Source organism: Paenibacillus sp. NPDC056722, from assembly GCF_042790635.1.
Taxonomy (GTDB): Bacteria; Bacillota; Bacilli; order Paenibacillales; family Paenibacillaceae; genus Paenibacillus_AQ; species Paenibacillus_AQ agri.
This window is the reverse complement of record NZ_JBHTYV010000004.1, coordinates 209,726-233,767: the sequence shown is the minus strand read 5'-3', so window position 1 is coordinate 233,767 and position 24,042 is coordinate 209,726. Positions and strand designations below refer to the sequence as shown.

The following is a 24,042-nucleotide window of genomic DNA, read 5'->3' as shown; positions in this document are numbered from 1 at the left end:
AAGGTGCGAGTCAACACTTCTATGGAATGAATTCATGTTAAGATGAGGGAAGACAAGAAGTGTGGAGGAGGACCCGGGATGAAAGATGCTTCCATTCTGCTCGTGGATGATGAGGATTCCATTATAGAGCTGATGAAGACCGTATTACGTAAGGAAGGATATACCCACGTTGATTCTGCCGGAAGCGGAGAAGAGGCCATTGCGGCCTGTTCCGTGACTACATATGATTTGATCGTGCTGGATGTGATGCTGCCGGGACGAAGCGGGATTGAGATCTGTCCTTTTCTTAGGCAAAAGACGAATGCACCGATCTTATTCCTATCAGCCCGCGTATCCGACTTTGACAAGCTGACCGGCTTCGCGGTTGGGGGCGATGATTACATAACAAAACCATTCAATCCGTTGGAACTGGTTGCGAGGATCAGATCGCAATTGCGTCGTTATCTGGAAAAAGAAGCCACTACCGGTAGACCAATAGAGCCAGGCAAGGACAGCAACAGCCAGTCGGCTAACGTGTATGATTTCGGAAGATTTCAGGTTGATGAGGTCGCCGGGGAGCTGAGGGTAGAGGGGCAAACGGTTGCCTGTCCCGCGTTAGTGTTTCAACTATTGCTGTTTATGTGCAAGCATCCCAACCGGTTATTCACCAAAACGGAGCTGTACGAAAGTGTATGGGGCGAGGAAGCCTTTTGCGATGACAATACGGTTATGGTTCATATCCACAGAATCAGAGAACGCATTGAACGGGAGCCATCCAACCCGGTCTTTCTGGTGAATGTAAGAGGAATGGGATACAAGCTCGTACAGGAAAACCAGAGGAGATCTTTGTAGACATGAACATCAAGCGACAATTAACATTGAGATTCGTTCTGCATGCCGTCATTGCCGGCCTGGTCGTGCTTATGATCGCCGCTTGCACCATTTGGTGGGTGATGGGGCGCGTGAATGATGTTAGACTGCAGAACAATTTTTACTCAGTAGGGCTGGAGCGACTTGTGGAGTCTTCCCAGTTCGGGGAGGATGGTGTTATCTTCGATCCCGAACTGCTGGAGCAGGTGAAGAAGAATCACGGCTGGCTGCAAAGCCTCAACGAAGAGGGAGAGGTAGAGAAATCCTACAATACGCCAAGCGATGTGCCCAAACAATATGCGCCGGGAGAGCTGATTGCTTACTGGCAAGGACAAAAGGAGTTTCCTTATGGCCTGTATTTGTGGATTCAGGAGAAAAACGGTGTTCTCTACACATTGCTATATGGCGTTCCCAAAACCTTGGAGCCTTTGCTGAAAACGCTCACGGAAAGCAGTCCATCATATTCAGAGGGCAGGTTACTGCTCCCGGAAGGCGTAGCTGATCGTATGTATGCCAAAAAAGGATATGTGCAGCTAATTGATAGTTCAGGCGCGGAACTAGCCTCCTTCAATCGTCCCTCATCGGTCCCGGACCATTATAATGTTCAAGAACTAGCGCTGCGCTCAGAGTATGGTGACAGATACGGTTATGACATCTCATCTGCTTATGATGAAGATACTAGCTTGACCTGGGTGATTGGATTACCCCTTAACGCCAACATTTATTCGGCACAAGAGTTTTTTATTTCGGCAGAGACTCGCATCATTTGGACAGGCGCAGCAATTATGCTTATCGCAACCCTGATCATCTTTGCTCTACTTTCCCTTCTGAACGCTCACCGATTTGGCGGCCCTATGCTGCATATGCTGGCCTGGCTGGATTCGCTCGGCAAATCGTCCTTTAAAGAACCGGCTGACCGGAAAGGGCAGCCGCGCAGCCGGATGAAGTCAGGCAAATGGAGACGACGTTATCGCGTGTTCGGAGATGTCATGTTATCTATCGATAAATTGTCGGACAGCCTGCAGCGCGAGCAGGAGACCCGCCGCCAGACGGAAATCTTGCGTGAGGAATGGATCAGCGGGATTACCCATGATTTGAAGACGCCACTGTCCTCTATCAAGGGTTACGCCCATTTGCTGGCGGAAGAGGAATATGAATGGTCACCACTTGAAGTACGCAAGTTCTCCGCGATAATGCTGGAGAAATCTGCGCATATAGATACATTGATCAGTGATCTGGCGATCTCCTACCGTATCCGAAATGGTATCACGCCGCCGCTGACTGAAGAGATCGAGCTGAACGGCTGGTTGGCCAATGCGCTGGATCAAGCCGCAGCGAATCCCGCATACGGCGAGGGAAGGATCATCTATCAAGCTGCACCCAAAGAGATTAGGGTACATCTATATACGCCTTGGCTGGAGCGGATTGTCAATAATCTGACAGCCAATGCTTTGCTCCACAATTCTCCCGACACGAAGCTTACAGTTACCCTTACCGGTGATATGGGAAAGGGAATGATGATACATTTTAGCGACAATGGGCAGGGGATGGATCAGCGAACGGTCAGCAATCTGTTCGAGCGTTACTACCGTGGAGGCAATACCAGTGCTTCAACCGATGGATCTGGGCTGGGATTAGCCGTCTCCAAAGGACTCACTGAGGCGATGGGCGGCCGGATTGTTGTGAAGTCGGGTCTTGGTAAAGGGACGTCGATTTGGTTAATTTGGAGTTGAAGGTGAGAACGATTATCACTTATAATGAAGCAGGCATGAATGGGAATTTACTATTAGGGGCAATTATAGGGGATTTTGAATAACTAGGTCGAATAGAGACTCTTCATTAAAGAGCGAAAAGGGCTGGAATGGAGATGATTGCGTATTGAATCTGGATGAGCATATTACGCTATGGAACCAAGCTGCTGTGAAAATATTGGACATCAGGCATAACGTGATGAATCCTAGCGAGCTGTTGGAAGCCTATTTGCTACCTGCAAGCGGGTTCCTTTATAGCATCCGCGGCTCAGCCAGCCTAAAGCTGGATGGTATGGTGCATGAAGTGAGGCAATTTCATGTGCTGCACGGGGGGAAGGGGATGCGCCTGGATATAGTAGTGAAGGAGGAGTTTGAATATTACTTATTGTTCTACCGGGCAGTAAATGCTCTTCCAAGGGGGAAAAAGCTTGCACTGCTTATGGAGCTGAACAAGCCGTTTTCGCTTCAATATGGCTTTAAACCGCAGGAACCATTGTCACTGCTTCGCTACCTCGCAGGGATGGAGAAGGTGTGGATGCATGCGAGAGAGCTGGAGCGCTTTAAGGTCAAGGGACTCTTTTACCAATTCGTCCACGAGCTACTGTGGCAGTTGGATTCACAGGGTGTAGAGACACACAAGCCGAATCTCGTCTCCCAGGCGATTCGTTATATCCAACAGCATTATCAGGAAAGCATATCACTGGATTCCATCGCAGAACAGCTGAACTACAGTCCCCGCCATCTATCGATGACTTTCAAGGCGCAGACTGGGGCAAGCCCGATTGACTATTTAATTCAAGTCAGGTTGAGCCATGCTAAGGAACTATTGCTCACAACTGACGCAACCTTACGGGATATTGCGGCAGAAGTAGGATATTCGGATGTGTATTATTTTAGTCGAGTATTCAAAAAGCACACCAGTCTATCACCAGTTCGTTTCCGGACGCTGGGAAGGCAGCGCGGCTTAGCAGAAGATCGTCCATTTATTTTATCGGGATTATCTATTGGAACCGGTAGGCGGCCACGTTATATTGTTAATGATGATGATAATCATTATCGATTAAAACGTGGAGGGTCTATACAAATGAAAAGAAATTCCAAATCAAGCATGGCCTTGGTCTTGTTGTTCACCTTGACGCTGTTGCTGAGCGCGTGCTCGACAGGTGCAGGGAATACAGTGGTTGGAGGAGCTGGTTCAGCATCAGGAAATACAGGATCGACCACGTCCTCTAATGCGACTGACAACAGTGGTACAGTGGCCAAGACGAGAACGGTATCAACGATCAATGGAGAGATTGAAATTCCGGCTGAGTCCAAGCGTATTATAGTTGATTTGTATTTGGGAAGCATGATTGCTCTCGGAATAACGCCGGTCGGGACGCCGGAACTGAATTTGAAAAATCCCTATTACAAAGAATTTCTTCAAGGTGTAGAGAATATTGGGGAATATGAAGCTATCTCGCTAGAGAAAGTACTGGCATTGGATCCGGATCTGATTATTACCGGCAATGATCAACTGTACGAGTCATTTAGCAAGATTGCCCCTACAGTCGTTGTTCCATTCGGAGAGTTAAAGAATGCGCATGAAGAAATCACTTATTTTGGTAAGGCGCTTGGTAAAGAGGCTGAGGCGAAAAAGTGGCTTGATGAGTATGATCGGCGCATTTCAAGTGCCAAAGAACGTGTAGCTAAGGCGATTCCTGCCAACAGTGAATTTTCAATTATGCAATACAATAAAAAAGGCACATTAGCTTTTGGAGACAATTTTGGCCGCGGAGGACAAGCTGTTTACACTGCGCTTGGACTGAACCCTCCTGCAGCTAAGAAAGATCTGCTCATGAAGGAGCAGCTGGTGGAGATATCAGAGGAGGCGCTGCCTGATTTTGCAGGAGATTATATTGTAATTACAACGAATGAGCGTACTATAGAAGATTTCAAGGCTGATCCTGTATGGGGATCACTGGAAGCGGTTAAAAATGATCGAATATATGTCTGGAGTCAGGATAAATCCTGGTACTTTGATCCCATCGCAACGCTCTCTCAGACGGAGGAGCTAGCTGACTGGTTAGCGGGTAAAGATTCCAACTAAATGAGGTTCTTAGCTGTAAATGCCTCGATTAAATTGTCTACCTGATATAACAACATCGGTTGGAGGGTTATCCATGAGTCTAAGCCACAAATTGAATCAGATTAGAGGCGTGAACCCATCAACCACGAAAGAAAAGGTATTTTCAATAGTTAAGGCAGTGATTCTTGGAGTTATCTTGGGTCTGGCAGCAAAACTTGTGGATACACCGAATATGAACCCCATCTTTGACAATATCGGTGGGCGGCTTGGAATCTGGGTGTTTGTGGCCACACTGTTGTCGGTGTTTAGTTCCTCGCCCAAGTTAGCCTCTGTCAAAATATTTTCTTTTTTTGCTTCAATGCTTGCCGTTTATTATGTGTATACAGTGCTTGTTCTGCACTTTTTCCCGCGGAAAGAAATTATGTTTTGGGGGATATGTGCGCTGGTGTCTCCGGTTTGTGCCTATTGGATGTGGTATGCGCGTGGAAAAGGATGGTTGTCTTCTTTTATTATGGCTCTACCAATCACAGCCTTGCTGATAGAAGGGGTCCAATTACGTCATGCGTTCTTACCTATTCACACGCATTATTACCTAATTCCATATCTAATGGGGATTTATCTAGGCATGATCCTTATTTTGCTATTTAACATTCCGAAAAAGAAAATGCAATTTATATACGTTCTGCCGATAGCCCTAATACTGTCAATTATCATGAGCTATTTTAATGTCTTTGGACTGATTTTTGGTGGAATGAACGGTTTTTTGTAGGAGCACTTCAACGTGAGTTGAGTGCTCCTTTTTCTCTGTTCGACGAAAAATTTTAGCCGGAAGTATGACGCTGCCTGGCTGCTTTGACGCAGAATCTGTTACCTATGATCTTTGGGAACGAGGCCACAGCAATACAGGCACAAGCAGCAGGGCAAGAATTCCCCCAGCTAAGGAAAGGATGCTATAGCTGGAGTGGGCTACTACCATTCCGGATAAGGCTCCGCCAGAGGCACCAGCCAGGGCGATTAAGACATCCACAGAACCTTGGACTTTGGCCCGATTGGATGGAGTGGTGGCATCAACTACGAAAGCTGTTCCGCTGATTAAGCCGAAGTTCCAGCCCAGTCCAAGCAAGGCTAGAGCAATGATCAGTAAGATCATAGATTGTGCTGGTGCTATAGCTGCCAAGATCCCGGCTAGAAGCAGGGTAACACCCGCGGCAATCGCCATTGCCCTGCGGCCAATTTTATCGACTAGCAAGCCTGTTACGAGCGAAGGCAGGTACATAGCTCCTACATGAATGCCAATAACAAGTCCTATTTGCCCTAACGCATGCCCATGATGCTTCATATGTACAGGCGTCATGGTCATAACCGCAACCATCACGATTTGCGTTAGGATCATGATGATTGCCCCAATAGCGATCCCGTGTTTATTTACGGATGTAGCACTCAGCTTTTCTTGAGACTGCTGCAGCTTATTTACACTTTGATGCTCAGCAATGGCTTTGGCTACCAGTAATGGATCAGGACGCAGGAATATTAAAAATACCAATCCGGCTACAATATAAGCCGCAGCAGCAAGAATGAACGGACCGGCGAGAGCAGGGACTCCCAGCATTGCAGCAAACCGGCCCATAGGTTCAACCAGGTTGGGACCTGCAACCGCACCAAAGGTGGTAGCGACCATGGCTATACTTACCGCTGTAGCCCGTTTCTTGGAATCGGCCAAATCGGTCCCTGCATAGCGAGCCTGCAAATTCGTAGCTGTTCCGGCACCATAGATGAATAAGGAAATAAAAAGTAGTGGAAGATTAGTGGTTAGAGCTGCCAGCACAACGCCAATGGCACCCAGTCCGCCAGTCAGAAAACCTGCAGCCAGTCCGAGCCGCCGTCCAAAGCGTTGCGAAAGTCTGCCAACGATCCAAGCCGCAGCGGCAGAACCGAATGTAAAGAGAGCCGTAGGGACGCCTGTGAAGCTATCTGCACCCAGCATTTCCTGCGCCAGCAGTGCTCCGACGGTAATACCAGCAGCGAGCCCCGCGCCCCCGAACATTTGTGATAGTACTACAACGAACAATGACCTTCGATATAATCGTTGCTGCTCTTCCGGAGACTGAACATATTGTTCCAGCCTGGATGAGGTTCCTTTAGTTGATGCGTTAGCATCTATTTCTGTATTCATTGTAACGCTTTCCCCCTGCATCTAATGGAATAGAGAATCACTATCTTTGAATATTCAATTAAATAATTGAATTAAAATCATTATAGGATTGACACTTTTTGTTGTCAATTTATTTTCCTCTATTTTCATCCTTCATTATAGTTTAAAATCGCTATAGGATCTTGCGGGACAAAACATACTAAGGTAGTTGGGGTGACCATGGACATTGAAAAGCAACGTTTGAGCATACAAGCAGCGAGACTCTATTATCAGTCTGACTATAGCCAGCAGCAGATTGCCGTCAAAATGGGCTTATCCCGCCCGACTGTCTCCAGACTGCTGCAATATGCCAAGGACCAGGGCTACGTGAATATTACGATCATTGATCCCAGTGAGGATCTGGACCTTCTCGCCAGCGATTTGAAACGAAAATATGGACTGGATACCGTTGTTTTGTGCAATTCGCCCACCAATGACGCGGAAGAGATCAAGAAGCATATCAGTAAAAAAGCAGCGGACTATATCCACGAGACTGTGCAGGACGGTGATATTATCGGTGTGACCTGGGGCACTACAATGCATGCGGTAGCGCTTCAACTGCAATCCAAGCCCGTAAAGGGTGTGGAAGTGGTTCAACTGAAGGGTGGCGTTAGCCATTCTCAAGTTAATACTTATGCGGCGGAGATTGTCAATCTGTTCGCGGAAGCTTTTCGGACCATTGCGCGTTATTTGCCGTTGCCTGTGATATTTGACAGTGTTGCGGTGAAGACCATGGTGGAAGAGGACCGGCATATTCGGCGGATTATCGAGCTTGGCCGGCAAGCGAACATCGCAGCCTTTACAGTAGGAACGGTGGAGGAGGATACGCTGCTGTTTCGCCTCGGGTATTTCAATAAGGAAGAGCAGGAATTGCTGCGCCGGACAGGAGCGGGGGACATTTGCTCACGCTTTTTCGATAAAGATGGGACCATTTGCAGTGAAGAGTTAAACAATCGCACGGTTGGCATTGATCTTGCTGAATTGGGAAAAAAAGAGAAGTCCATTCTGGTTGCCGGCGGTCAGCGGAAAACCGAAGCGATCCGCGCTGCGCTTAAGGGCAGATATGCCAATATTCTGATCACGGACCAGTTCACCGCACAAGCGTTATTGCGTTAAGGGGACTTTGTTTTTTAGCAAAAGGATAAAGGGGCTATACTTTACATGTACGTGTAAATCGACTCGTGAACGTAATTTCATACGTGTGTTTACAAGTGTTCAAACGCGTGATATGGTAGCATAGACTCAAGAATTGTTCACGGGAAAGGTGATGGAATAAATGTCGAATTTAGCAGGAATGATTGATCATACGCTTCTGCGTGCTGACGCAACGAAAGCGGAGATTTCGAAGTTAATAGAGGAAGCGAAGAAATATGAATTTGCATCTGTGTGTGTTAACCCTACATGGGTAAGCTATGCTGCTGAAGGGCTGGCTGGTACCAAAGTCAAAGTCTGTACCGTAATCGGATTCCCGCTGGGAGCGAGCACTAGCGCCACGAAGGCTTTTGAAGCGCAAAATGCGATTGCTGCCGGAGCCACTGAGGTGGATATGGTCATCAATATCGGTGCATTGAAAGATGGCGACCATGCTTATGTGGAGCAGGACATCAAGGCTGTAGTCGATGCAGCAGCTGGCAAAGCTATTGTAAAGGTTATTATTGAAACCAGCCTGCTGACGAATGAAGAAAAAGTGATCGCTTCTCAATTGTCAGTTAAGGCAGGCGCAGATTTCGTGAAGACATCGACTGGCTTCTCTACTGGTGGTGCTACTGCAGAGGACGTTGCGTTGATGCGTAAAACTGTCGGCGAGAATGTTGGTGTTAAGGCATCCGGCGGCGTACGTAACCTTCAGGACATGCAGAACATGATCGAAGCGGGCGCTTCCAGAATCGGAGCCAGCTCCGGCGTGAAAATCATGGAAGGCGAGCAGTCCAACTCTTCCTACTAAAACGTTGTAATCTCAGGTCTGTTCCTACAAGGGACAGGCCTTCTCAGGAGGGAATCATGATGAAAGAACAGTTAATCAAGGAAGCCATAGAAGCACGGAATGCTGCCTATGTACCCTATTCTAAATTTGCAGTCGGAGCGGCGATACTCACCGGGGGCAAGAAGATTTACAAAGGGTGCAATATTGAGAACGCATCCTATGGGCTGACCAATTGTGCTGAACGTACTGCCATCTTTAAAGCGGTCTCCGAAGGAGAGCATGTAATTGAAGCCATTGCTGTCGTAGCGGACACTGAAGGACCAGTGTCGCCATGTGGGGCCTGTCGTCAAGTGCTGGCCGAATTCTGCGACGAGAATACCAAGATTTATCTGACCAATCTAACCGGAAATACCGAGGAGTGGACTATGGCCAAGCTTTTGCCGGGTGCTTTCCAAGCGGATGATATGAGTAAATAGAGAAGGGGTCTTCACGAATGAAGCCATTTGAACGAATCCATCTAATTGTTATGGACTCTGTAGGGATAGGAGAGGCGCCTGACGCTGCCGAGTTTGATGATTACGATGTAGATACACTGGGACATATTGCCCGTGAACGCGGGGGGCTGAACATGCCGAATCTCGCAGCACTCGGTTTATCCAACATCGAAGAAATTCAGGGCGTACCTGTTGCTGACCAGCCATTGGCCTATTATACGAAAATGCAGGAGGCTTCACGCGGTAAGGATACAATGACCGGTCACTGGGAAATCATGGGGCTGTATATTGATACGCCTTTCCGTGTCTTTGAGCATGGCTTCCCGGAGGCGCTGATTACCCAAATCGAGCAAAAGACCGGGCGCAAAATCATCGGTAACAAGCCGGCTAGCGGAACAGAAATTATAGACGAGCTGGGTGAGGAGCATGTGAAGACAGGGGCGCTCATCGTATACACCTCTGCGGATTCCGTGCTGCAAATCGCAGCCCATGAGGACATTGTGCCGTTAAAAGAGCTGTATGAGATTTGTGAGTACTGCCGGGAAATTACGCTCGCAGATCCTTACATGCTGGGTAGAATTATTGCCAGACCGTTCGTTGGTGAGGCGGGTAACTTCAAACGTACCGCGAACCGTCATGATTATGCGCTGAAGCCATTTAACCCGACGGTGATGAATGCCTTGAAGGACGCTAACTATGATGTCATTGCCTTGGGGAAAATATCGGATATTTACGATGGTGAAGGTGTTACACGGAGTATCCGTACAGTGTCCAATTCAGATGGGATGGATAAAATCATTGCCACGCTGGATGAACCTTTCCATGGACTCAGCTTCTTAAATCTGGTAGACTTTGATGCGTTGTACGGCCACCGCCGGGACCCGCAGGGCTACGCCGATGCTCTGGAGGATTTCGATACCAGGCTGCCTGAAGTGTTCGCCAAAATGACCAGTGACGATCTTCTGATCATCACCGCGGATCACGGAAATGATCCAACCTACCGCGGAACGGATCACACCCGTGAGTATGTGCCGCTTCTGGTCTATTCGCCGCGCTTTGCGGGAGGCGGACAAGCCTTGCCAATCCGGAAAACCTTTGCAGATATCGGAGCAACCGTGGCTGAGAACTTTAACGTCACCATGCCGGAGTATGGTAAGAGCTTTTTAGCGGATCTGAAATAATTAACCAGCCTAAAGGAGAAATGACCATGAGTGTTCATATTGGAGCCAAAGCAGGAGAGATTGCCGAAACGGTACTATTGCCGGGAGATCCGCTTCGTGCGAAGTTTATCGCCGAGACTTATCTTGAGGATGTTACCTGCTATAACCAGGTCCGCGGTATGCTCGGATTTACCGGAACCTATAAAGGCCAGAAGATTTCTGTACAAGGTACAGGAATGGGTGTACCTTCCATCAGTATCTATGTTAATGAATTGATCCGCGAGTATGGCGTGAAGAACCTGGTTCGCGTCGGTACCTGTGGTGCCATGCAGGAAAGTGTTCGTGTTCGCGAGGTCATTCTCGCCCAAGCTTCCTGTACGGATTCCAGTGTGAACCGTCACGTATTCGGGGGTTATGACTTCTCGCCGATCGCGAATTTCCAAATGCTAAAGTCTGCCTATGAGCGTGGTACTGCTAAAGGTCTGAAAATGCATGTCGGTAACGTCTTCTGCTCGGACACGTTCTACCGTGATGACAAAGCCATTGTGCAAAAGCTGATGGATCATGGTGTGCTGGGTGTAGAGATGGAGAGCACTGCTCTTTACACACTGGCTGCAAAATACGGCGTGAACGCTCTTACGATCCTGACTGTAAGCGACCATCTATTGACTGGAGAAGAAACAACCTCCGAAGAACGTCAAAGCACGTTCAACGACATGATGGAAGTAGCACTGGATACAGTGCATTCCCTGTAATAGCATAAGCAAGTAAAGACATCCTTGTACCGGAAACGGTCGGCAGGGATGTCTTTTTTATGCAGAATACATTAATCGTATGGGTACACTGAGGCTGTAGTAAGCTCTTTATTCATGTCTTTTCATAAAATATGTTCACTACTCATGGAGTTTTTATTGTGGATGGCGATCGCTACGAATTTCTCGACAAGCGGCTCGACATGCTCCTGTTGCCTTGTGCACATGACTATAGTGTTCTTCAAATTCACACCAGTTACATTCACTTTGGCAAGCTTCCCATGGGTTACATAAGAGTTGGCGACTAGTAATGAAATGAAGCTCGCTCCATAGCCGGCACTAACCGCATGAATGGACCCGCTCATTCCAGTGAATTGCAGTTCAATATTAGGAGGGGGGAGGTGGTGCTCCTCACATAACTGTGTGAGCCGCTCCCTGGCTACACTGCCTGCCTCCCGCATGATAAAGGGTTCAGCCATCATGTCACGCAGCGAGATTACCTGGTTGGCATATTTATGCTCTGGAGACACCACGAACCAGAACTCGTCATCATACAATTCTGTCCAGTGGAGCCCTTGCGCAATTGGCAGGGGCATGTCCCCAAGGCCGTAGATCGCGACATCTGCTTCGAAATTCATTAATTTCTCAAGGGCTTCCCGGGAATTGGCTGTGCTGATCTGCACCTCCACCTCCGCGTACTTCTTCTTGAACAAAGCGGCCCAGGACGGAATCAGAATACTGGTAGCCAGGTAATTGCCGACAATCCGCAGCTTGCCTTTGGGATGGCTGTGATGATCCTCGATGCGCAGCTGCACTTGTTCTTCAAGTGCAAACAGCTTTTGAAGCGGTTGAATCAACTGCTCTCCAAGAGGTGTAAGTACAAGCTGTCTGCCCTGTATCTCAAACAATACAATATTGTGTTCCTTCTCAAACTTATGGATTTGGGCCGAAATGGCAGGTTGGCTGATATTCAGCTTCTGCGAGGCCCGAGTTACGCTGCCTGTAGTGGCAACTGTATAGAACAGCCTCAAGACATGAAGATTTAACATAGATTACGCCGCACCTCTTTATATACTGAAGTTATATATTATAGATATTATATAATTTTAATCTATAGATATACATAGTATACTCCAATTACATTCACAGTGAGGGAGAGATACAGCATGACTGAGACTACATTGTATTTGACGAGACATGGCCAGACCGAGTGGAATTTGCAGGGACGGATGCAGGGACATCAGGATTCTCCGTTAACCATTACAGGGAAAGAGCAGGCCGAATGGCTTCAAGAACGATTGCAGAAGGTGCCATTTGAGGCCATCTACAGCAGTACTAGTCCAAGGGCGATAAGCACGGCCCATATTATTCAGGGCGACAGATCTGGGGAACTGCGGACCAAAGCTGAGTTAAGAGAGATCAACATGGGTCTGTGGGAAGGACAGCTTATTGAAGACATTCAGGAGAAAGATGCGGAGCAGTTTCATAGTTTCTGGGAGGCTCCACACCTGTATCAGCCATCCGGCAAGGGAGAGAGCTACGCGGCACTGCTGGAACGGGTGATTCCTGCGGTGGAGGATATCATGGGCAGACATACTGGAGGCAATGTACTTTTGGTGACGCACCGTATTACCTTGAAGGTCATTATGGGATATTATCTGGGCAAAAAGCTGCACGAGCTAAGAGAGCTGCCCGACATTTTGTCGACCAGCCTTAGCAAAATCGTACTGTGCAACGGTGATGTTCACGTAGAACTCTATGGTGACACCTCACATTATAAAGAATAGGAATTACTCCCAATAGGGTGTTCCGGTAAACAGGAAGGACTCTTCATTGATATAGTGTCTGAATTCTCTATGTGCTAACTTGCTAATATGATCGGGGAACCATTCCATTACAACGGGCAGTCCGAGCCAGAAATTCATGGTTTCAAGCTGTGTAGCGACGAAAAAGCCTTCTAGTAGTAGGATATGATCCTCGGGTAGTGGAAAATGCTTCGCATAGGCCGCAATCATTGGCTGTCTGAACGCCGGATGAATATAAGAGAACGCCCAGCCAAGGTCGCTCAGGAAATATCCAAACCCGCATGCTCCAAAGTCGATCGGGCAGGCTTCACCGTTATTAAATATAAAATTACTTGGGATCAGGTCGGCGTGAATCATCCCCCAGTTGTCCTTATTTCTCTCTAAACGATCCTTCATCAGTATTGCTTTATTGCCAGCTTCAAGCAACACAGCCGTGTCTGCTGGATCGAGTGTACCACTTGCCGCCAAAGTTTTGATTTTATCAAGAGCTTGCAAAATGCGGTTTCGGTCAAAAGAAGGACGGGTGAATGAGGCAGGAACGTTCCATGCTGCTGACTGCTTATGCAGCCTACCGATCATATGCCCAACCTGTTCAGCATCTTCTACGGTAGGGATAAAAGGCTTTTGTTCACCTTCTATCCAGCTGATTAATGTACAACTGATACCATTCACATCGGATACGAAATGTCCCTGTGTATTCCTGTACGGCCTTGGAGTGATTAGATCTTCCTTTTCAGCTAGAGCTTCCAGCCATACCATTTCTGATGCGAGAACATTCGGTTCAGTCCAGATATCCTCCATAGTCGCACTATTGGACTGGTGAAATCGCAGGCTATAGCTATTATTGTGAATATCAGTAACCTTATAAATCAAATTTGCACTTTGACCGATAAGCTGAACGGAATCTGCCTGGATATGATATTGCTGTAGTGCTGAAGCGGCTTTACCTAAGATCTGATCCAAAATCATGCCCCCATCAATGAATTATTTGTTCCATTGTATCAAAGGAGTAGCGGGGAGCTTAAGTGAAAAATTGGTTATAAACGAATTATGCCGGAATACAGGGTTGTTGTACGCAGACTGGCTTTCCGAGTAATCACCCTGCTGGATGAACATATATCTTCGTGCGCTCACCATTGAAAATAAAACCCTCAGATAAATAGCTCCAGCCATATTTCTCGTAATAGTGCTCAAGATCGGTACAGAGATAGAGAGAATTATGTCCCATTTTATGGGTCTCATCAAGAGCATGTTGAAGTAACGCTGCGCCGAAGCTATTGCCTCTCAACTCAGGAGCAACATACAAGCAGGCAAGCCAAGGGAATAGATCCTGACGGCTAATAAGATCATTCCTGAGTAAAGCATATGTACCCACTATGGATGAATCTTGTTGCAGCGCCAAATAAAATTTCGGCAGACTCTGATCCGGCTGACAAGAGTGCTTCATGCAATCATAATAAAATGGGTAATTGGTCTCACTGCCCCATTCTTCCCAGAACAACTTTACAGCTTGTTCAAATAAATCCATTCGTTCATTTAACGCTACAATTTCATACAAAATACTCTCTCCATTCCATAAACTATTGTGTTTCCGCGCATGCCCAAGCAAGAGGCGAATGAACTACATATGTTGTGGTGTATTCAATTATGAGGGTTCATAACGAAGGAGGAAGAAAATTATGAGTGACAAAGTCGCAGGAGCAGCGTGGGGCCACCATCATCACCCTCACGTAGGTTTTACATCCACAGGTGCCATTCTTGTACTGTACATCTTGTTGGTCATTATTCTTAGTGCATGCTTTATCTAGATAATACTTTATTTTGTAAAGGAATATAAGTATTCCAGTGATGACCTCCGCTTGTTGGGGGTCATCTTTCATTGATTTTTCATTGAAAAGGGTTATTTATTTTTGCTTTATTTCTCATTCACCCAAGCGGAAAGGTCAGATATGCATATTCTAAGCTGTACTCAAAAATAAAGGAGGAATTACAAATGAGTGAAGTTGGCGGAGTTGGCGGAGTTGGCGGATACGGTGGTTTTACATCTACAACAGCAATTCTTGTTTTGTTTATTTTGCTGGTCATCATCTCTAAAGCATTCGTTATCTAATCTCTAATTTTTTCTTGTTTTAGGCTTTGCACCCATGTGACACATCGCCAGTATTCGTACTGGCGATTTTTGATGTACATACAACCCTTTAGGGAATCAAATGCTCTGAGGCTTAAGAAAGATTGACAATCCGGCGACGCTTGATGTAACCTACCTAAACCCATACAGCCGAAGGCTGAAGCGTTAAAGTATCATTTGAACTTATGGATAAGAGTGAAGACAGAGGGGAAGAGATGCTTTTGAAATGGCCAGGCTCTATCTATCGATGGCTGTCAGAGCCGTTTAAACGGACGATTCGCAGCAAGCTTATCTTGATTATGCTTTGTATTTCGGTCATTCCAATAATTGTGGTGACATGGCTGGCGACTGAGAATACCCGAAAAGTAATGGAACAAGAGGTAATCCAGTCCAATCTCTCCAAAATCGCCTGGTCTGGTGAGGCGGTAGATAAGAATTTTACCCAACTCAACAATATGATTTACACGATCCTTATCAGCCCGACACTAAATGAGTACACGAAGGAAGAGGACGGAAGTGTGTCAGACCAATTTACCGTCCAGCGCAATGTTATTAATAACATTACGTCGATCTTCTACTCCGGTTATAACAGTCTCGTGGAGATTCAGCTATATCTCAAGGAGAAGAACAAGCTGTTTACCATTAACGATATGCGGGACACTATTCAGTCTCCTGTAGTGGATACTCCAATCTGGCGTGATATTGTGGAGCAGCAAGCGGATTATATTATTAAAGATAGCGACGGGTCATCAGCGAACTTTAACCTGATCCGGAGCATCAATCGTTTTGAGAATAAAGACAAGCTGGGAAGCATCAGGTTCGAAGTGAAATGGAAAATGATGGATAATGCGTTGGGCCTATTGAACTCAGAGCAGGAAGCAGGGGTATATATCGTTAACTCCGGCGGGAAGGTGATGTATCAGCTCAAAGAAGGCACCATGCCAGCTACGAAAGACGTAGATTGGTCCGCTCAGGGAACTGGATATGTGCGTACTCCTGACCACTATATCTTTTATAATTACTTGGAGCCGTGGGGGCTGACGGTAGTTAAGGTGCTGCCTGTAAGTTATGTTATGCAAAGTGGCTCTGTCACTCAAACTTATGGTTTGATTATCGGAGTTATATCTGCTTTACTATCGGCATTGATTGCCGCATTTGTAGCCTACAGAGTGTCGGGGCCTATTATCCGTCTGGCCAGATCCATGAGCGGATTGAATTGGCTTAAGGGTGAGGGGGTTCCCCATTCCAACCGTGAAGACGAAATCGGGATGCTGGAGAAGAGATTCCAGACCATGTCCAGCCGGATTCGTGAGCATATCCGCAACGAATATACCATCAATCTGGAGAGGCAGACAGCCCAATTGAAAGCGCTGCAAGCACAGATCAATCCGCATTTTCTGCAAAACACACTGCAGATGATCGGTAGTATGGCCTATTCCAAGAAACCGAGTGATATCTACAGCATCATTCAATCACTCAGTGATATGTTCCGCTATACGATACGTGATCCGGGAGAGCTGACTACCCTGGGTATGGAAATCAAACATCTGAACAATTATATGAACATTCAACAGCAGCGTTATGCCGATAAGCTGAATTATGAAGTGGAGATACCTCCGCTGTGGGAGGATATTCTCGTTCCGAAGCTGTCGCTTCATCCCTTGGTGGAGAATGCGTTCATGCACGGTTTTGATCGTAAAAAAGGGGTATGGAAGCTCAGCCTCCGTCTGGTCCCACATCATAACGGTCTGCTGATTCAGGTCGAGGATAATGGGATGGGGATCTCTCCGGCCCGATTAGAAGAAGTTCGTGCCCGGTTGGCTGAGCCGCTCGACCCTTACTGGACCAGCGGGAATTCGATAGGTCTGTATAATGTAAGTGCCCGGATCAAGCTCTATTTTGGCGAAAAGTACGGAGTGATAATTAACAATCAACCTGATGGCGGTGCCCGGGTGAGTATGTATATCCCTATAGTGAAGGTTGGTGATCAGCATGAATATTAACGCCATGATCGTGGATGATGAGCAATGGAACCGAGAAATTATTAAAACCTTTGGAAATTGGGAACAGTATGGTATACACCTTGCAGCTGAGGCAGAGGATGGGGAGGAAGCGATCAAGGCAATAGAGACGGGAGATATTCATATCGTCATCACAGACATGAACATGCCCGGTGTAGATGGAGTCAGGCTGCTGCAATATTTGAATGATCACCATCCAGACATTCGGATCATTGTGATCAGCGGGTATGATGATTTCATGTATACACGCCAAGCGATTCGCTGCAGAGCGGACGAATATTTGTTGAAGCCCGTCGATCCCCAGGAACTGAATCAGGTGCTGCTGCAGTGCCGGCAAAAGGCAGAAGATACGCTGCTTAAGAAGTCTGGTGATGGTATGGGTCTAAGATTGGATCTCCTTCAGGCTATCCTAACATTCAGGCCAGCATTGGCCGCTCATTATAATGACTTGAATGCGGAGAGTCTGCAGGACAGTCTGAATGAGCTGAAGGACAAGCTGATCCTGCTGGGGGTCACGCCTTCGACGCTCGCACGTATTGGAGAAGAGCTGCTGCTGCTGCTGCGGGATTTGATGCACAGTAATTCTCAAGAGATCGCGAATGAATATGCAGAGGAGAATCTGGCAGCACTCCATACGGTGGATGAGCTGATGCAGCAAGTGTCAGGGATGTATCTTTCTGCGTTGAAGGAACTTGTGCAGCATAGAAAAAATAAGAACCGCTTGAATTTGGAAGAAATTAAGCGTTTTGTGGATCAGAATTTTACAGAGAATATAAAACTGGAAGCCCTGGCGAGATCCTTTTTTGTCAGCAAGGAGTATTTGAGCAAGGTGTTTAAACAGGAATTTGGGCTGAATCTGACGGATTATATGACCAAATTGCGGATGGAGCGTGCACGGCATCTGCTGCTTCATGATCATCTCTCCATCAAGTCTGTGGCTGAGCTGTGCGGCTATGAGGAGCTGGGTTATTTTTACAGAGTGTTCAAGAAGCAATTTGGCCTGGCACCCGGTGAAATGCGAAAAGGAGAAGGTGAGGTTCAAAATAGTACAAGCTAAGAGACTAATTTCGTCTAATTAACCGCTTTCATTTTGGATGTACAATGAAAGCGTAAACAAGAACGAGACAACATTTGAGGGGGTTTACAGAATGAAGAAGTCATGGAAAGTAACGGCAAGCGCAATGATGACAGTATTGCTTCTGGCTGGTTGTGGTTCTAACAGTGGTGCGGGCAACGGAAGCAGTAATGCCGAAACTGGTGGAAAAGGCTCGGAAAAAACAGTTACGCTTAAAATGTTCATCGGATTGCCGCGTTTTAAGGATCAGTTTGATCAATACATCGATAAATTTGTTGCCAAAGAAAAAGCAGAGAAAAACATAGATGTGAAAGTCCAATTGGAAATGCCTAACTCGGACAACGCATCCCAGATCCTTAAAACAAGACTTGCATCCAATGACGCGCCGGACATTTTCTCCATTCACGCGATCAACGAAATTCCATCTTTCTACAAAGCAGGCTATCTTGAAGACCTCACCAGCCAGCCATTTGTAGGCAAGCTGCTGGAAAGCGTGAAGCCTTCGGTAACCATCGACAACAAAGTCGTAGCAGTGCCGCTGGAAAGCGTATCTTGGGGTTACTTGTACAATAAGAAAATTTTCTCTGACCTCAAAGTAACGCCGCCAACTACACTGTCTGAAATGAAGACGCTTGTAGAAACATTGAAGAAAAACAACATCACACCGTTTGAACTTGCTTATAAAGAATCATGGATTCCGCAGTTGTTCCTGCCATTGTCAGTAGGGGCACAAATTGAGACAGGAAATAAAGACTTCATCGAACGGATGAACAAAAACGAAGGTTCCTTCGCAGAAATGAAATCCATGTTCGATATAATTGATCTGGTTAACGCCAACGGCACGAACAAAGCGCTTGAAGTCGGCGGTGACGACGGTGCGGCTGCCTTTGCGAACGGTAAAGCAGCAATGTGGGTACAAGGTCCATGGTATGCTGAAACCATTCAAAAAGCTAACCCGGACATCGACTTTGGCGTAGCACCACTGCCACTCAGCGACAACCCTGCTCAGACACTGATTAACCTGGGTGCTTCCACTTCCCTGGTTGTATCGCCTACAAGCAAGAACAAAGATGTTGCTCTTGATTTCATCAACTTCGTACTGGATGACAAAGAGTCCAGCGGATTCTACGAAAGCATGAAGTTTAACCCTGTAGCAAGTATTCATAACTATAAGAGCTACCCATGGGTTGACGACGCTACAGTGTATGTAAAAGAAGGAAAAGCTTACCGCGATCCATCCATCCCGCAAGCTGTAAAAGATGAAGTGGGTAAAGGGCTGCAAAGCTACTTCTCGAAACAATTGTCACAGGATGATGTTATTAAGGCACTCGACAAAGCTTGGAAAGACTACAATAAAGTAAACAAATAAAGACTAAAAATAATGGATAGGGAGGGCGGAAAGGCCATTTCAACCGAAATTGCCTTTCTCCCTCTGGTATTTTAAACCTAAAGAGGTGAGTGCCATCATGTTAAAGAAATCCCGCAACCTGCGCTCGATGTTATACTTCGTGGGCCCAGCCTTACTGTTCTATACTCTGTTTATGCTCATTCCAACTATTGGCGGGATGTTCTACAGTATTACAGACTGGAACGGGCTGAACCGAAATTATAGTTTTGTCGGCTTTGCCAACTTTGTCGAAGCGCTGACTGATGACCCTGATTTTATCAATGCTTTACTGTTTACCCTGAAGTACGTTGTAGTAATGGTAATTCTGCAAAACGTGCTGGCTTTGCTGCTAGCTGTGTTTATTGAATCACGGACACGTTTCAAAGGCTTCTTCCGAACCATCTTCTTCATGCCAAATATGATCAGTTTGATCATTAGTGCATTCATGTGGACGTTCGTCTTCACTCAGGTGCTCCCACAGCTTGCTGAAAAAACAGCCTTGCTGTTCCTGGATCAATCCTGGATCGGCGATCCTAAATTCTCCTTCTTCTCGATTGTCATCGTGTCGTTATGGAATGGTGTAGGATACATGATGATCATTTACTTAGCCGGCCTGCAAGGTGTTCCACAAAGCTTGAAGGAAGCGGCAGTTATTGACGGTGCCAATCCGGTGCAAACCTTTAGACATATTACACTGCCAATGATTTCTCATGCGATTACAATCTGTTTCTTCCTCACCCTAAACGGCGCGTTTAAAGTATTTGAAGTTGTATTCGGTTTGACAGGCGGCGGTCCTGGCCGCAGCACACAGGTTATTACGATGAATATTTATGAAGAAGCATTCTCCAATAACTTCCGTTATGGATATGCGAGTGCGAAATCGGTCATTCTGTTCATCATTATCCTGCTTGTCACCTTGATCCAAATTCGTGTAACGAAAAGAAATGAGGTGGAGGCATAATGAAAAGCAGCAAACTGTCCTCTACAATCATCCTGATTGTCCTGATCATCGGAGCTGCGCTAGCGTTTTTCCCGATCTATATGGCGATCATCAACTCCTTCAAGACGCAAGGAGAGATCTTCAAAAACATTTTGTCCTTACCTACCCAGCTTCATTTTGAGAACTACAGTCAGGCCTTCGCCAAGATTCACTTGTTCAATAGCGTGAAGAACTCTGTAATCGTCTCGATTGTCGGTATTGGGGGCATCCTGTTGTTCGCTTCCATGGCCGGATACAAACTGTCCAGAACACCAGGCAAGCTTAGCAGTGCGTTGTTCTTCCTGTTCATCGCTTCGATGCTGGTACCATTCCACTCGATCATGATCTCGTTGTCCCGTGTCACCAGAACGCTGGATGTACAAGGTAGCGTGTTTGGTCTGGGACTGATCTATATCGGACTTGGCGTGAACATGGCCGTGTTCCTCTATCATGGATTTGTAAAAGGAATTCCTAAGGAGCTTGAAGAGTCGGCTCACATGGACGGATGTGGTGAGTTCCAGACCTTCTTCCGGATCATTCTGCCGCTGCTGCTTCCGATCACTGTTACCATTGGTATTCTTGACTTCCTGTGGATCTGGAATGACTTCCTGCTTCCACTGCTTATGCTGACAGACGTGAACAAGTACACCTTGATCTTGTCCACAAACATGCTGTTCGGTGAGTACAACAAAGAATGGTCGCTGATTCTGGCCGCTCTGGTACTGACCGCGATTCCAGTTGTTATCATCTACGCTTTCTTCCAACGCTTTATCATGGAAGGAATCACAGAAGGTGCGGTTAAGGGTTAATACGCGTTATACTGAAGCGACAACTATACTTAATGGAAAACAAGCCGGCAAACACTCGAAAGAGAGGTTGCCGGCTTGTTCTTTATTTGAATAAGGTATCATTAATTGAACAAATTACAGAGGTGGACAGTCGCTTGTTTCAGCCCCGGTTTGCTTCCATCCGCGCGGATACGTAAATAAGCGCATTTTTGTACCTTAATTCCGCGGCAACGAAGGAGAAATGGTGATTAAGCGCATTTTTGTATGTTAATTCTTTGGGAAGGCCGTATTTTTTAGGATATGTAGGAAAATAAGGTACAATAATGCTCTTAATTCCCTTTTTCACGCTAAAATCATCAATTTAAGGTACAAAAATGCCTTTATATAAACACTGAGTAGATTTTGGGAAACTATGCAGACCGGAGAACTCTAAGTGAAGAGCCCCGATCTGTTCATTAATTACTGATCGGAATCATTCTAAGGAATGGAAATGGATTTCAGGGCTTCGTTGCGTTCGATTTTAGGTAGATCAAAGCTCCAGTCCACATCGGTATACCGTTTGTCTGTGATGGTGCGTACCAGTGTCAGCTCCTTAGGTAAGGCAGTGAGTCCTTTGGCGATAAAGTAAGAAGGGCTAGTGCCTGTATTCGGTTTACTAATGGTGGCCTTTTCTCCATCAGTATATGAGCCTCTGAAAACAACCCTGTATTCTTTGCCATCTGGATCGTGGGCTACCCATTGATCGGCTTTGAATTGGTTGGCAAAGCTACCACTGACCATCATCCACGCGGAAATACCGGGTTCATCTTTTATTTCAGTTATTTTCATATCATGGATTTCCAGATGGTCGCCTTGTTTATTAAAAATGACAGGCTGCTGCTTCAGTTCCTCCGGCCGAAACGTTATGCTATCGTTGGATTTCACTGGAATAGAATAGCCATCCATAACAAAACGAACGTTCATGCTGTCATACGGAAGGTAAGAGAAGTAGTAGTTCCAATGCAGTGTAGCGGTACCTTCTTCCTCTTTCATTGTGTAGGCGAAGGATCTGTCAACGTATCCTCCATCCTTGGAACTGTTAATTCGAGACAGCTCCTGTCCTTCCGCGTTCTCCAGATGGAACATCACCGTCAGCTTATTCCTCAGCTCCATTGGAGAGAGGGCAGCTGTAGCTTCGGAGAGCGAGGTCGTGAACTTTAGCTGCACACCTGCAGGAGAGTGTATTAGCTGGTCCATCTTCACATGAAGTCCTTCCGGAGTGGTGTAGGACTGGTTCAGGTCTGACGTCACAACCAGGCTGTTCGCTTTTTTCATGTCTGCGGTGTAGCTGAAGCTCCAGTTTCCCTTAAGTGTTTTATTGCCGTCCTTGCCAGTCTTTAGTTCTTTTACATCGCTCTGTATAAGCACAGTGTCTTTGGGCTCTTTATCTGGGAAATTGTAGGTTAACATAATATACTTCTGTATGGAATTGTCTGAACCATTGCGGGTTTCCATAGGCATAATTCCCCTGAGCTGTCCGATATCTTCGCCTTGCTGATCCTTGAGATGCAGTTGCGCAAAATCAAAACGGTCCATTTCCCGTTCTGCAGGCTGTCCCTTCTCGTCAACAATCTGCAAAGACAGAACCATTCGCGTAGGATCTGCCACAACATCACGTAACATAAGTGTATAGCCCTTGTCAGTCGCCTGAACATTAGCCTGTTGTACCACCCCAAGCGCTTGCGCCTCCATCAGACCGATATCGAAATCCGGTTTGTTGTCACCAAACATCAGGCTGGGCAGTGGTGCTGAGTAAGTGTAAGTCTGAACGATTTGTAGAGAATTTCGTACATAAGCCGAGTAAGATGAGACCAGCACAAAGGCCATAAAGGCCGTTCCAATGGTGACAGCACTGCCCCATTGCAGCTTTTTAATGACTCTGTTTCTGCGCATTCCGGATAATTTCCTTAAGTTCATTCCGGTTGGGGCATCCATTTCTGTGTGACGTACTTGTTCCATGACCTGTTCTGTGAAAAAATCAGGAAGCGTTGCCGGTATTCGCTGCATTTGGCGTGACATCAGCTCATCCGCATCACGATCATCGCGATTGGTAAAGCTCCATTTGCTCACTGGAATCCTCCTTTGCTTGAGACCATTGTTTCTTCAACTTCTGCCGGGAACGATGAAGACGGTTCTTGACCTGATGCATGGACAATCCTGTAATCTCGCAAATTTCCTCGTAGGTTAATTCATTGGCATAACGAAGCAGGAGTATGATGCGATAACGCTCCGGCAGCCGGACTAATCTTCCCTGCCATTCCAGTTCCTCTTCCTTACGCATATACTGTTCCTCTGGTGTAAGGGGGGGACTTGCCTCTCTCAGCAAGGGGAGGGCTGCAAGGCTGACTTTTTTACGCCGTTTCAAATCTCTTAAACGATTGATGGCAATCGCGTATAACCAGGCGGCAAAGCTGCTCTGGCTGTTGTGGTCCGGGAGCTTCTGGTAGGCTTTAATAAAAGATTCCTGTGCCAGATCCTGCGCATCTTGAGCATTCGCGCCCATGCCTAGCAGCAGGCGGTATAAACCGGATTTGTATTTGTCCACCAGTAGCGCAAAGGCTTCCCGATTTCCGTCCAGTACCTCCCTGATCACCAGCTTGTCGTCTATCCCTTCATTCACTTGGATGCCTC

At 46.6% G+C, this 24,042-nt stretch carries 22 protein-coding genes and 1 pseudogene; 17 read left to right on the top strand and 6 right to left on the bottom strand.

Annotated elements, in window-relative coordinates:
- The first annotated feature begins 78 nt into the window (after positions 1-78).
- The 4 genes from ACFRAM_RS12500 to ACFRAM_RS12485 all read left to right on the top strand — a co-directional run bounded on the left by ACFRAM_RS12500 (position 79) and on the right by ACFRAM_RS12485 (position 5,437).
- The gene (locus ACFRAM_RS12500; protein ID WP_379466135.1) at positions 79-831 is read left to right on the top strand and encodes a response regulator transcription factor; all 753 of its coding nucleotides are present in this window, start codon (positions 79-81) and stop codon (positions 829-831) included.
- 2 nt (positions 832-833) lie between these two features.
- Entirely contained in the window at positions 834-2,582 is a 1,749-nt protein-coding gene (locus ACFRAM_RS12495; RefSeq protein ID WP_379466134.1) for a sensor histidine kinase, read from the top strand.
- Positions 2,583-2,727: 145 nt separating this feature from the next.
- Positions 2,728-4,689: an ABC transporter substrate-binding protein gene (locus ACFRAM_RS12490; RefSeq protein ID WP_379466133.1), complete on the top strand. Its 1,962-nt coding sequence runs from the start codon at positions 2,728-2,730 to the stop codon at positions 4,687-4,689.
- Between the two features lie 73 nt (positions 4,690-4,762).
- Entirely contained in the window at positions 4,763-5,437 is a 675-nt protein-coding gene (locus tag ACFRAM_RS12485; RefSeq protein ID WP_379466132.1) for a hypothetical protein, read from the top strand.
- Positions 5,438-5,539: 102 nt separating this feature from the next.
- Here the strand turns inward: ACFRAM_RS12485 and ACFRAM_RS12480 are convergent, their stop codons facing one another.
- The gene (locus tag ACFRAM_RS12480; protein WP_379466131.1) at positions 5,540-6,841 is read right to left on the bottom strand and encodes an MFS transporter; all 1,302 of its coding nucleotides are present in this window, start codon (positions 6,839-6,841) and stop codon (positions 5,540-5,542) included.
- Between the two features lie 198 nt (positions 6,842-7,039).
- Between ACFRAM_RS12480 and ACFRAM_RS12475 the strand changes: the two genes are divergently transcribed.
- The 5 genes and pseudogenes from ACFRAM_RS12475 (at position 7,040) to deoD (ending at position 11,192) form a co-directional block, all read left to right on the top strand.
- On the top strand, positions 7,040-7,975 hold the full coding sequence (locus ACFRAM_RS12475; RefSeq protein ID WP_379466130.1) for a DNA-binding transcriptional repressor DeoR: 936 nt from the start codon (positions 7,040-7,042) through the stop codon (positions 7,973-7,975).
- 160 nt (positions 7,976-8,135) lie between these two features.
- The gene (deoC, locus tag ACFRAM_RS12470; RefSeq protein ID WP_175374665.1) at positions 8,136-8,804 is read left to right on the top strand and encodes a deoxyribose-phosphate aldolase; all 669 of its coding nucleotides are present in this window, start codon (positions 8,136-8,138) and stop codon (positions 8,802-8,804) included.
- A gap of 50 nt (positions 8,805-8,854) precedes the next feature.
- Positions 8,855-9,259: pseudogene (locus tag ACFRAM_RS12465) on the top strand (cytidine deaminase); the annotation flags it as partial.
- Between the two features lie 17 nt (positions 9,260-9,276).
- On the top strand, positions 9,277-10,458 hold the full coding sequence (gene deoB, locus ACFRAM_RS12460) for a phosphopentomutase (RefSeq protein ID WP_379466129.1): 1,182 nt from the start codon (positions 9,277-9,279) through the stop codon (positions 10,456-10,458).
- A gap of 26 nt (positions 10,459-10,484) precedes the next feature.
- Complete coding sequence (gene deoD / locus ACFRAM_RS12455; RefSeq protein WP_066370252.1) at positions 10,485-11,192, top strand: purine-nucleoside phosphorylase; 708 nt, start codon at positions 10,485-10,487, stop codon at positions 11,190-11,192.
- Positions 11,193-11,314: 122 nt separating this feature from the next.
- Here deoD and ACFRAM_RS12450 read toward each other — a convergent pair whose 3' ends face one another.
- Positions 11,315-12,238: a LysR family transcriptional regulator gene (locus ACFRAM_RS12450; RefSeq protein WP_379466128.1), complete on the bottom strand. Its 924-nt coding sequence runs from the start codon at positions 12,236-12,238 to the stop codon at positions 11,315-11,317.
- A 117-nt stretch (positions 12,239-12,355) separates the two neighbouring features.
- On the opposite strand from ACFRAM_RS12450, the gene ACFRAM_RS12445 reads away from it, so the two are divergent.
- On the top strand, positions 12,356-12,976 hold the full coding sequence (locus ACFRAM_RS12445) for a histidine phosphatase family protein (protein ID WP_379466127.1): 621 nt from the start codon (positions 12,356-12,358) through the stop codon (positions 12,974-12,976).
- Positions 12,977-12,979: 3 nt separating this feature from the next.
- On the opposite strand, the gene ACFRAM_RS12440 is transcribed toward ACFRAM_RS12445, so the two are convergent.
- Together ACFRAM_RS12440 and ACFRAM_RS12435 are read right to left on the bottom strand one after the other, a co-directional pair.
- The gene (locus tag ACFRAM_RS12440; RefSeq protein ID WP_379466126.1) at positions 12,980-13,963 is read right to left on the bottom strand and encodes a phosphotransferase enzyme family protein; all 984 of its coding nucleotides are present in this window, start codon (positions 13,961-13,963) and stop codon (positions 12,980-12,982) included.
- Positions 13,964-14,090: 127 nt separating this feature from the next.
- A complete protein-coding gene (locus ACFRAM_RS12435; protein ID WP_379466125.1) occupies positions 14,091-14,552 on the bottom strand; it encodes a GNAT family N-acetyltransferase in 462 nt (153 codons plus the stop codon).
- Between the two features lie 121 nt (positions 14,553-14,673).
- Here ACFRAM_RS12435 and ACFRAM_RS12430 point away from each other — a divergent pair, with 121 nt between their 5' ends.
- From ACFRAM_RS12430 to ACFRAM_RS12400, 7 genes are all read left to right on the top strand, one after another.
- Positions 14,674-14,802, top strand: coding sequence for a YjcZ family sporulation protein (locus tag ACFRAM_RS12430; RefSeq protein WP_379466124.1), 129 nt, complete (start codon positions 14,674-14,676; stop codon positions 14,800-14,802).
- A 185-nt stretch (positions 14,803-14,987) separates the two neighbouring features.
- The gene (locus ACFRAM_RS12425; protein ID WP_217622566.1) at positions 14,988-15,104 is read left to right on the top strand and encodes a YjcZ family sporulation protein; all 117 of its coding nucleotides are present in this window, start codon (positions 14,988-14,990) and stop codon (positions 15,102-15,104) included.
- Between the two features lie 233 nt (positions 15,105-15,337).
- On the top strand, positions 15,338-17,125 hold the full coding sequence (locus ACFRAM_RS12420; protein WP_379466123.1) for a sensor histidine kinase: 1,788 nt from the start codon (positions 15,338-15,340) through the stop codon (positions 17,123-17,125).
- The gene (locus ACFRAM_RS12415) at positions 17,115-18,200 is read left to right on the top strand and encodes a response regulator transcription factor (RefSeq protein WP_379466122.1); all 1,086 of its coding nucleotides are present in this window, start codon (positions 17,115-17,117) and stop codon (positions 18,198-18,200) included. Before ACFRAM_RS12420 ends, ACFRAM_RS12415 begins: the two co-directional genes overlap by 11 nt.
- A 91-nt stretch (positions 18,201-18,291) precedes the next feature.
- Positions 18,292-19,587: an ABC transporter substrate-binding protein gene (locus tag ACFRAM_RS12410; RefSeq protein WP_379466121.1), complete on the top strand. Its 1,296-nt coding sequence runs from the start codon at positions 18,292-18,294 to the stop codon at positions 19,585-19,587.
- A 97-nt stretch (positions 19,588-19,684) separates the two neighbouring features.
- Positions 19,685-20,566 carry a carbohydrate ABC transporter permease gene (locus ACFRAM_RS12405; RefSeq protein ID WP_175374674.1) on the top strand — a complete coding sequence of 294 codons (882 nt, stop codon included), beginning with the start codon at positions 19,685-19,687 and terminating at the stop codon, positions 20,564-20,566.
- Complete coding sequence (locus ACFRAM_RS12400) at positions 20,566-21,393, top strand: carbohydrate ABC transporter permease (protein WP_379466120.1); 828 nt, start codon at positions 20,566-20,568, stop codon at positions 21,391-21,393. Before ACFRAM_RS12405 ends, ACFRAM_RS12400 begins: the two co-directional genes overlap by 1 nt.
- A 456-nt stretch (positions 21,394-21,849) precedes the next feature.
- Here the strand turns inward: ACFRAM_RS12400 and ACFRAM_RS12395 are convergent, their stop codons facing one another.
- Together ACFRAM_RS12395 and ACFRAM_RS12390 are read right to left on the bottom strand one after the other, a co-directional pair.
- Positions 21,850-23,481 carry a DUF4179 domain-containing protein gene (locus ACFRAM_RS12395; protein WP_379466119.1) on the bottom strand — a complete coding sequence of 544 codons (1,632 nt, stop codon included), beginning with the start codon at positions 23,479-23,481 and terminating at the stop codon, positions 21,850-21,852.
- Positions 23,450-24,031 (bottom strand): RNA polymerase sigma factor, encoded by a 582-nt coding sequence (locus ACFRAM_RS12390; protein WP_379466118.1) that lies wholly within the window; start codon positions 24,029-24,031, stop codon positions 23,450-23,452. The genes ACFRAM_RS12395 and ACFRAM_RS12390 overlap by 32 nt, the downstream gene beginning before the upstream one ends.
- Positions 24,032-24,042 lie beyond the last annotated feature (11 nt).

Excerpts from the sequence above, each read along its gene's own strand:
- ACFRAM_RS12500 (WP_379466135.1), top strand. The coding sequence starts at position 79 with ATGAAAGATGCTTCCATTCTGCTCGTGGATGATGAGGATTCCATTATA.
- ACFRAM_RS12495 (WP_379466134.1), top strand. The coding sequence starts at position 834 with ATGAACATCAAGCGACAATTAACATTGAGATTCGTTCTGCATGCCGTC.
- ACFRAM_RS12485 (WP_379466132.1), top strand. The coding sequence starts at position 4,763 with ATGAGTCTAAGCCACAAATTGAATCAGATTAGAGGCGTGAACCCATCA.
- ACFRAM_RS12480 (WP_379466131.1), bottom strand. The coding sequence starts at position 6,841 with ATGAATACAGAAATAGATGCTAACGCATCAACTAAAGGAACCTCATCC.
- ACFRAM_RS12475 (WP_379466130.1), top strand. The coding sequence starts at position 7,040 with ATGGACATTGAAAAGCAACGTTTGAGCATACAAGCAGCGAGACTCTAT.
- deoC (WP_175374665.1), top strand. The coding sequence starts at position 8,136 with ATGTCGAATTTAGCAGGAATGATTGATCATACGCTTCTGCGTGCTGAC.
- deoB (WP_379466129.1), top strand. The coding sequence starts at position 9,277 with ATGAAGCCATTTGAACGAATCCATCTAATTGTTATGGACTCTGTAGGG.
- deoD (WP_066370252.1), top strand. The coding sequence starts at position 10,485 with ATGAGTGTTCATATTGGAGCCAAAGCAGGAGAGATTGCCGAAACGGTA.
- ACFRAM_RS12450 (WP_379466128.1), bottom strand. The coding sequence starts at position 12,238 with ATGTTAAATCTTCATGTCTTGAGGCTGTTCTATACAGTTGCCACTACA.
- ACFRAM_RS12445 (WP_379466127.1), top strand. The coding sequence starts at position 12,356 with ATGACTGAGACTACATTGTATTTGACGAGACATGGCCAGACCGAGTGG.
- ACFRAM_RS12440 (WP_379466126.1), bottom strand. The coding sequence starts at position 13,963 with ATGATTTTGGATCAGATCTTAGGTAAAGCCGCTTCAGCACTACAGCAA.
- ACFRAM_RS12430 (WP_379466124.1), top strand. The coding sequence starts at position 14,674 with ATGAGTGACAAAGTCGCAGGAGCAGCGTGGGGCCACCATCATCACCCT.
- ACFRAM_RS12425 (WP_217622566.1), top strand. The coding sequence starts at position 14,988 with ATGAGTGAAGTTGGCGGAGTTGGCGGAGTTGGCGGATACGGTGGTTTT.
- ACFRAM_RS12420 (WP_379466123.1), top strand. The coding sequence starts at position 15,338 with ATGCTTTTGAAATGGCCAGGCTCTATCTATCGATGGCTGTCAGAGCCG.
- ACFRAM_RS12415 (WP_379466122.1), top strand. The coding sequence starts at position 17,115 with ATGAATATTAACGCCATGATCGTGGATGATGAGCAATGGAACCGAGAA.
- ACFRAM_RS12410 (WP_379466121.1), top strand. The coding sequence starts at position 18,292 with ATGAAGAAGTCATGGAAAGTAACGGCAAGCGCAATGATGACAGTATTG.
- ACFRAM_RS12405 (WP_175374674.1), top strand. The coding sequence starts at position 19,685 with ATGTTAAAGAAATCCCGCAACCTGCGCTCGATGTTATACTTCGTGGGC.
- ACFRAM_RS12400 (WP_379466120.1), top strand. The coding sequence starts at position 20,566 with ATGAAAAGCAGCAAACTGTCCTCTACAATCATCCTGATTGTCCTGATC.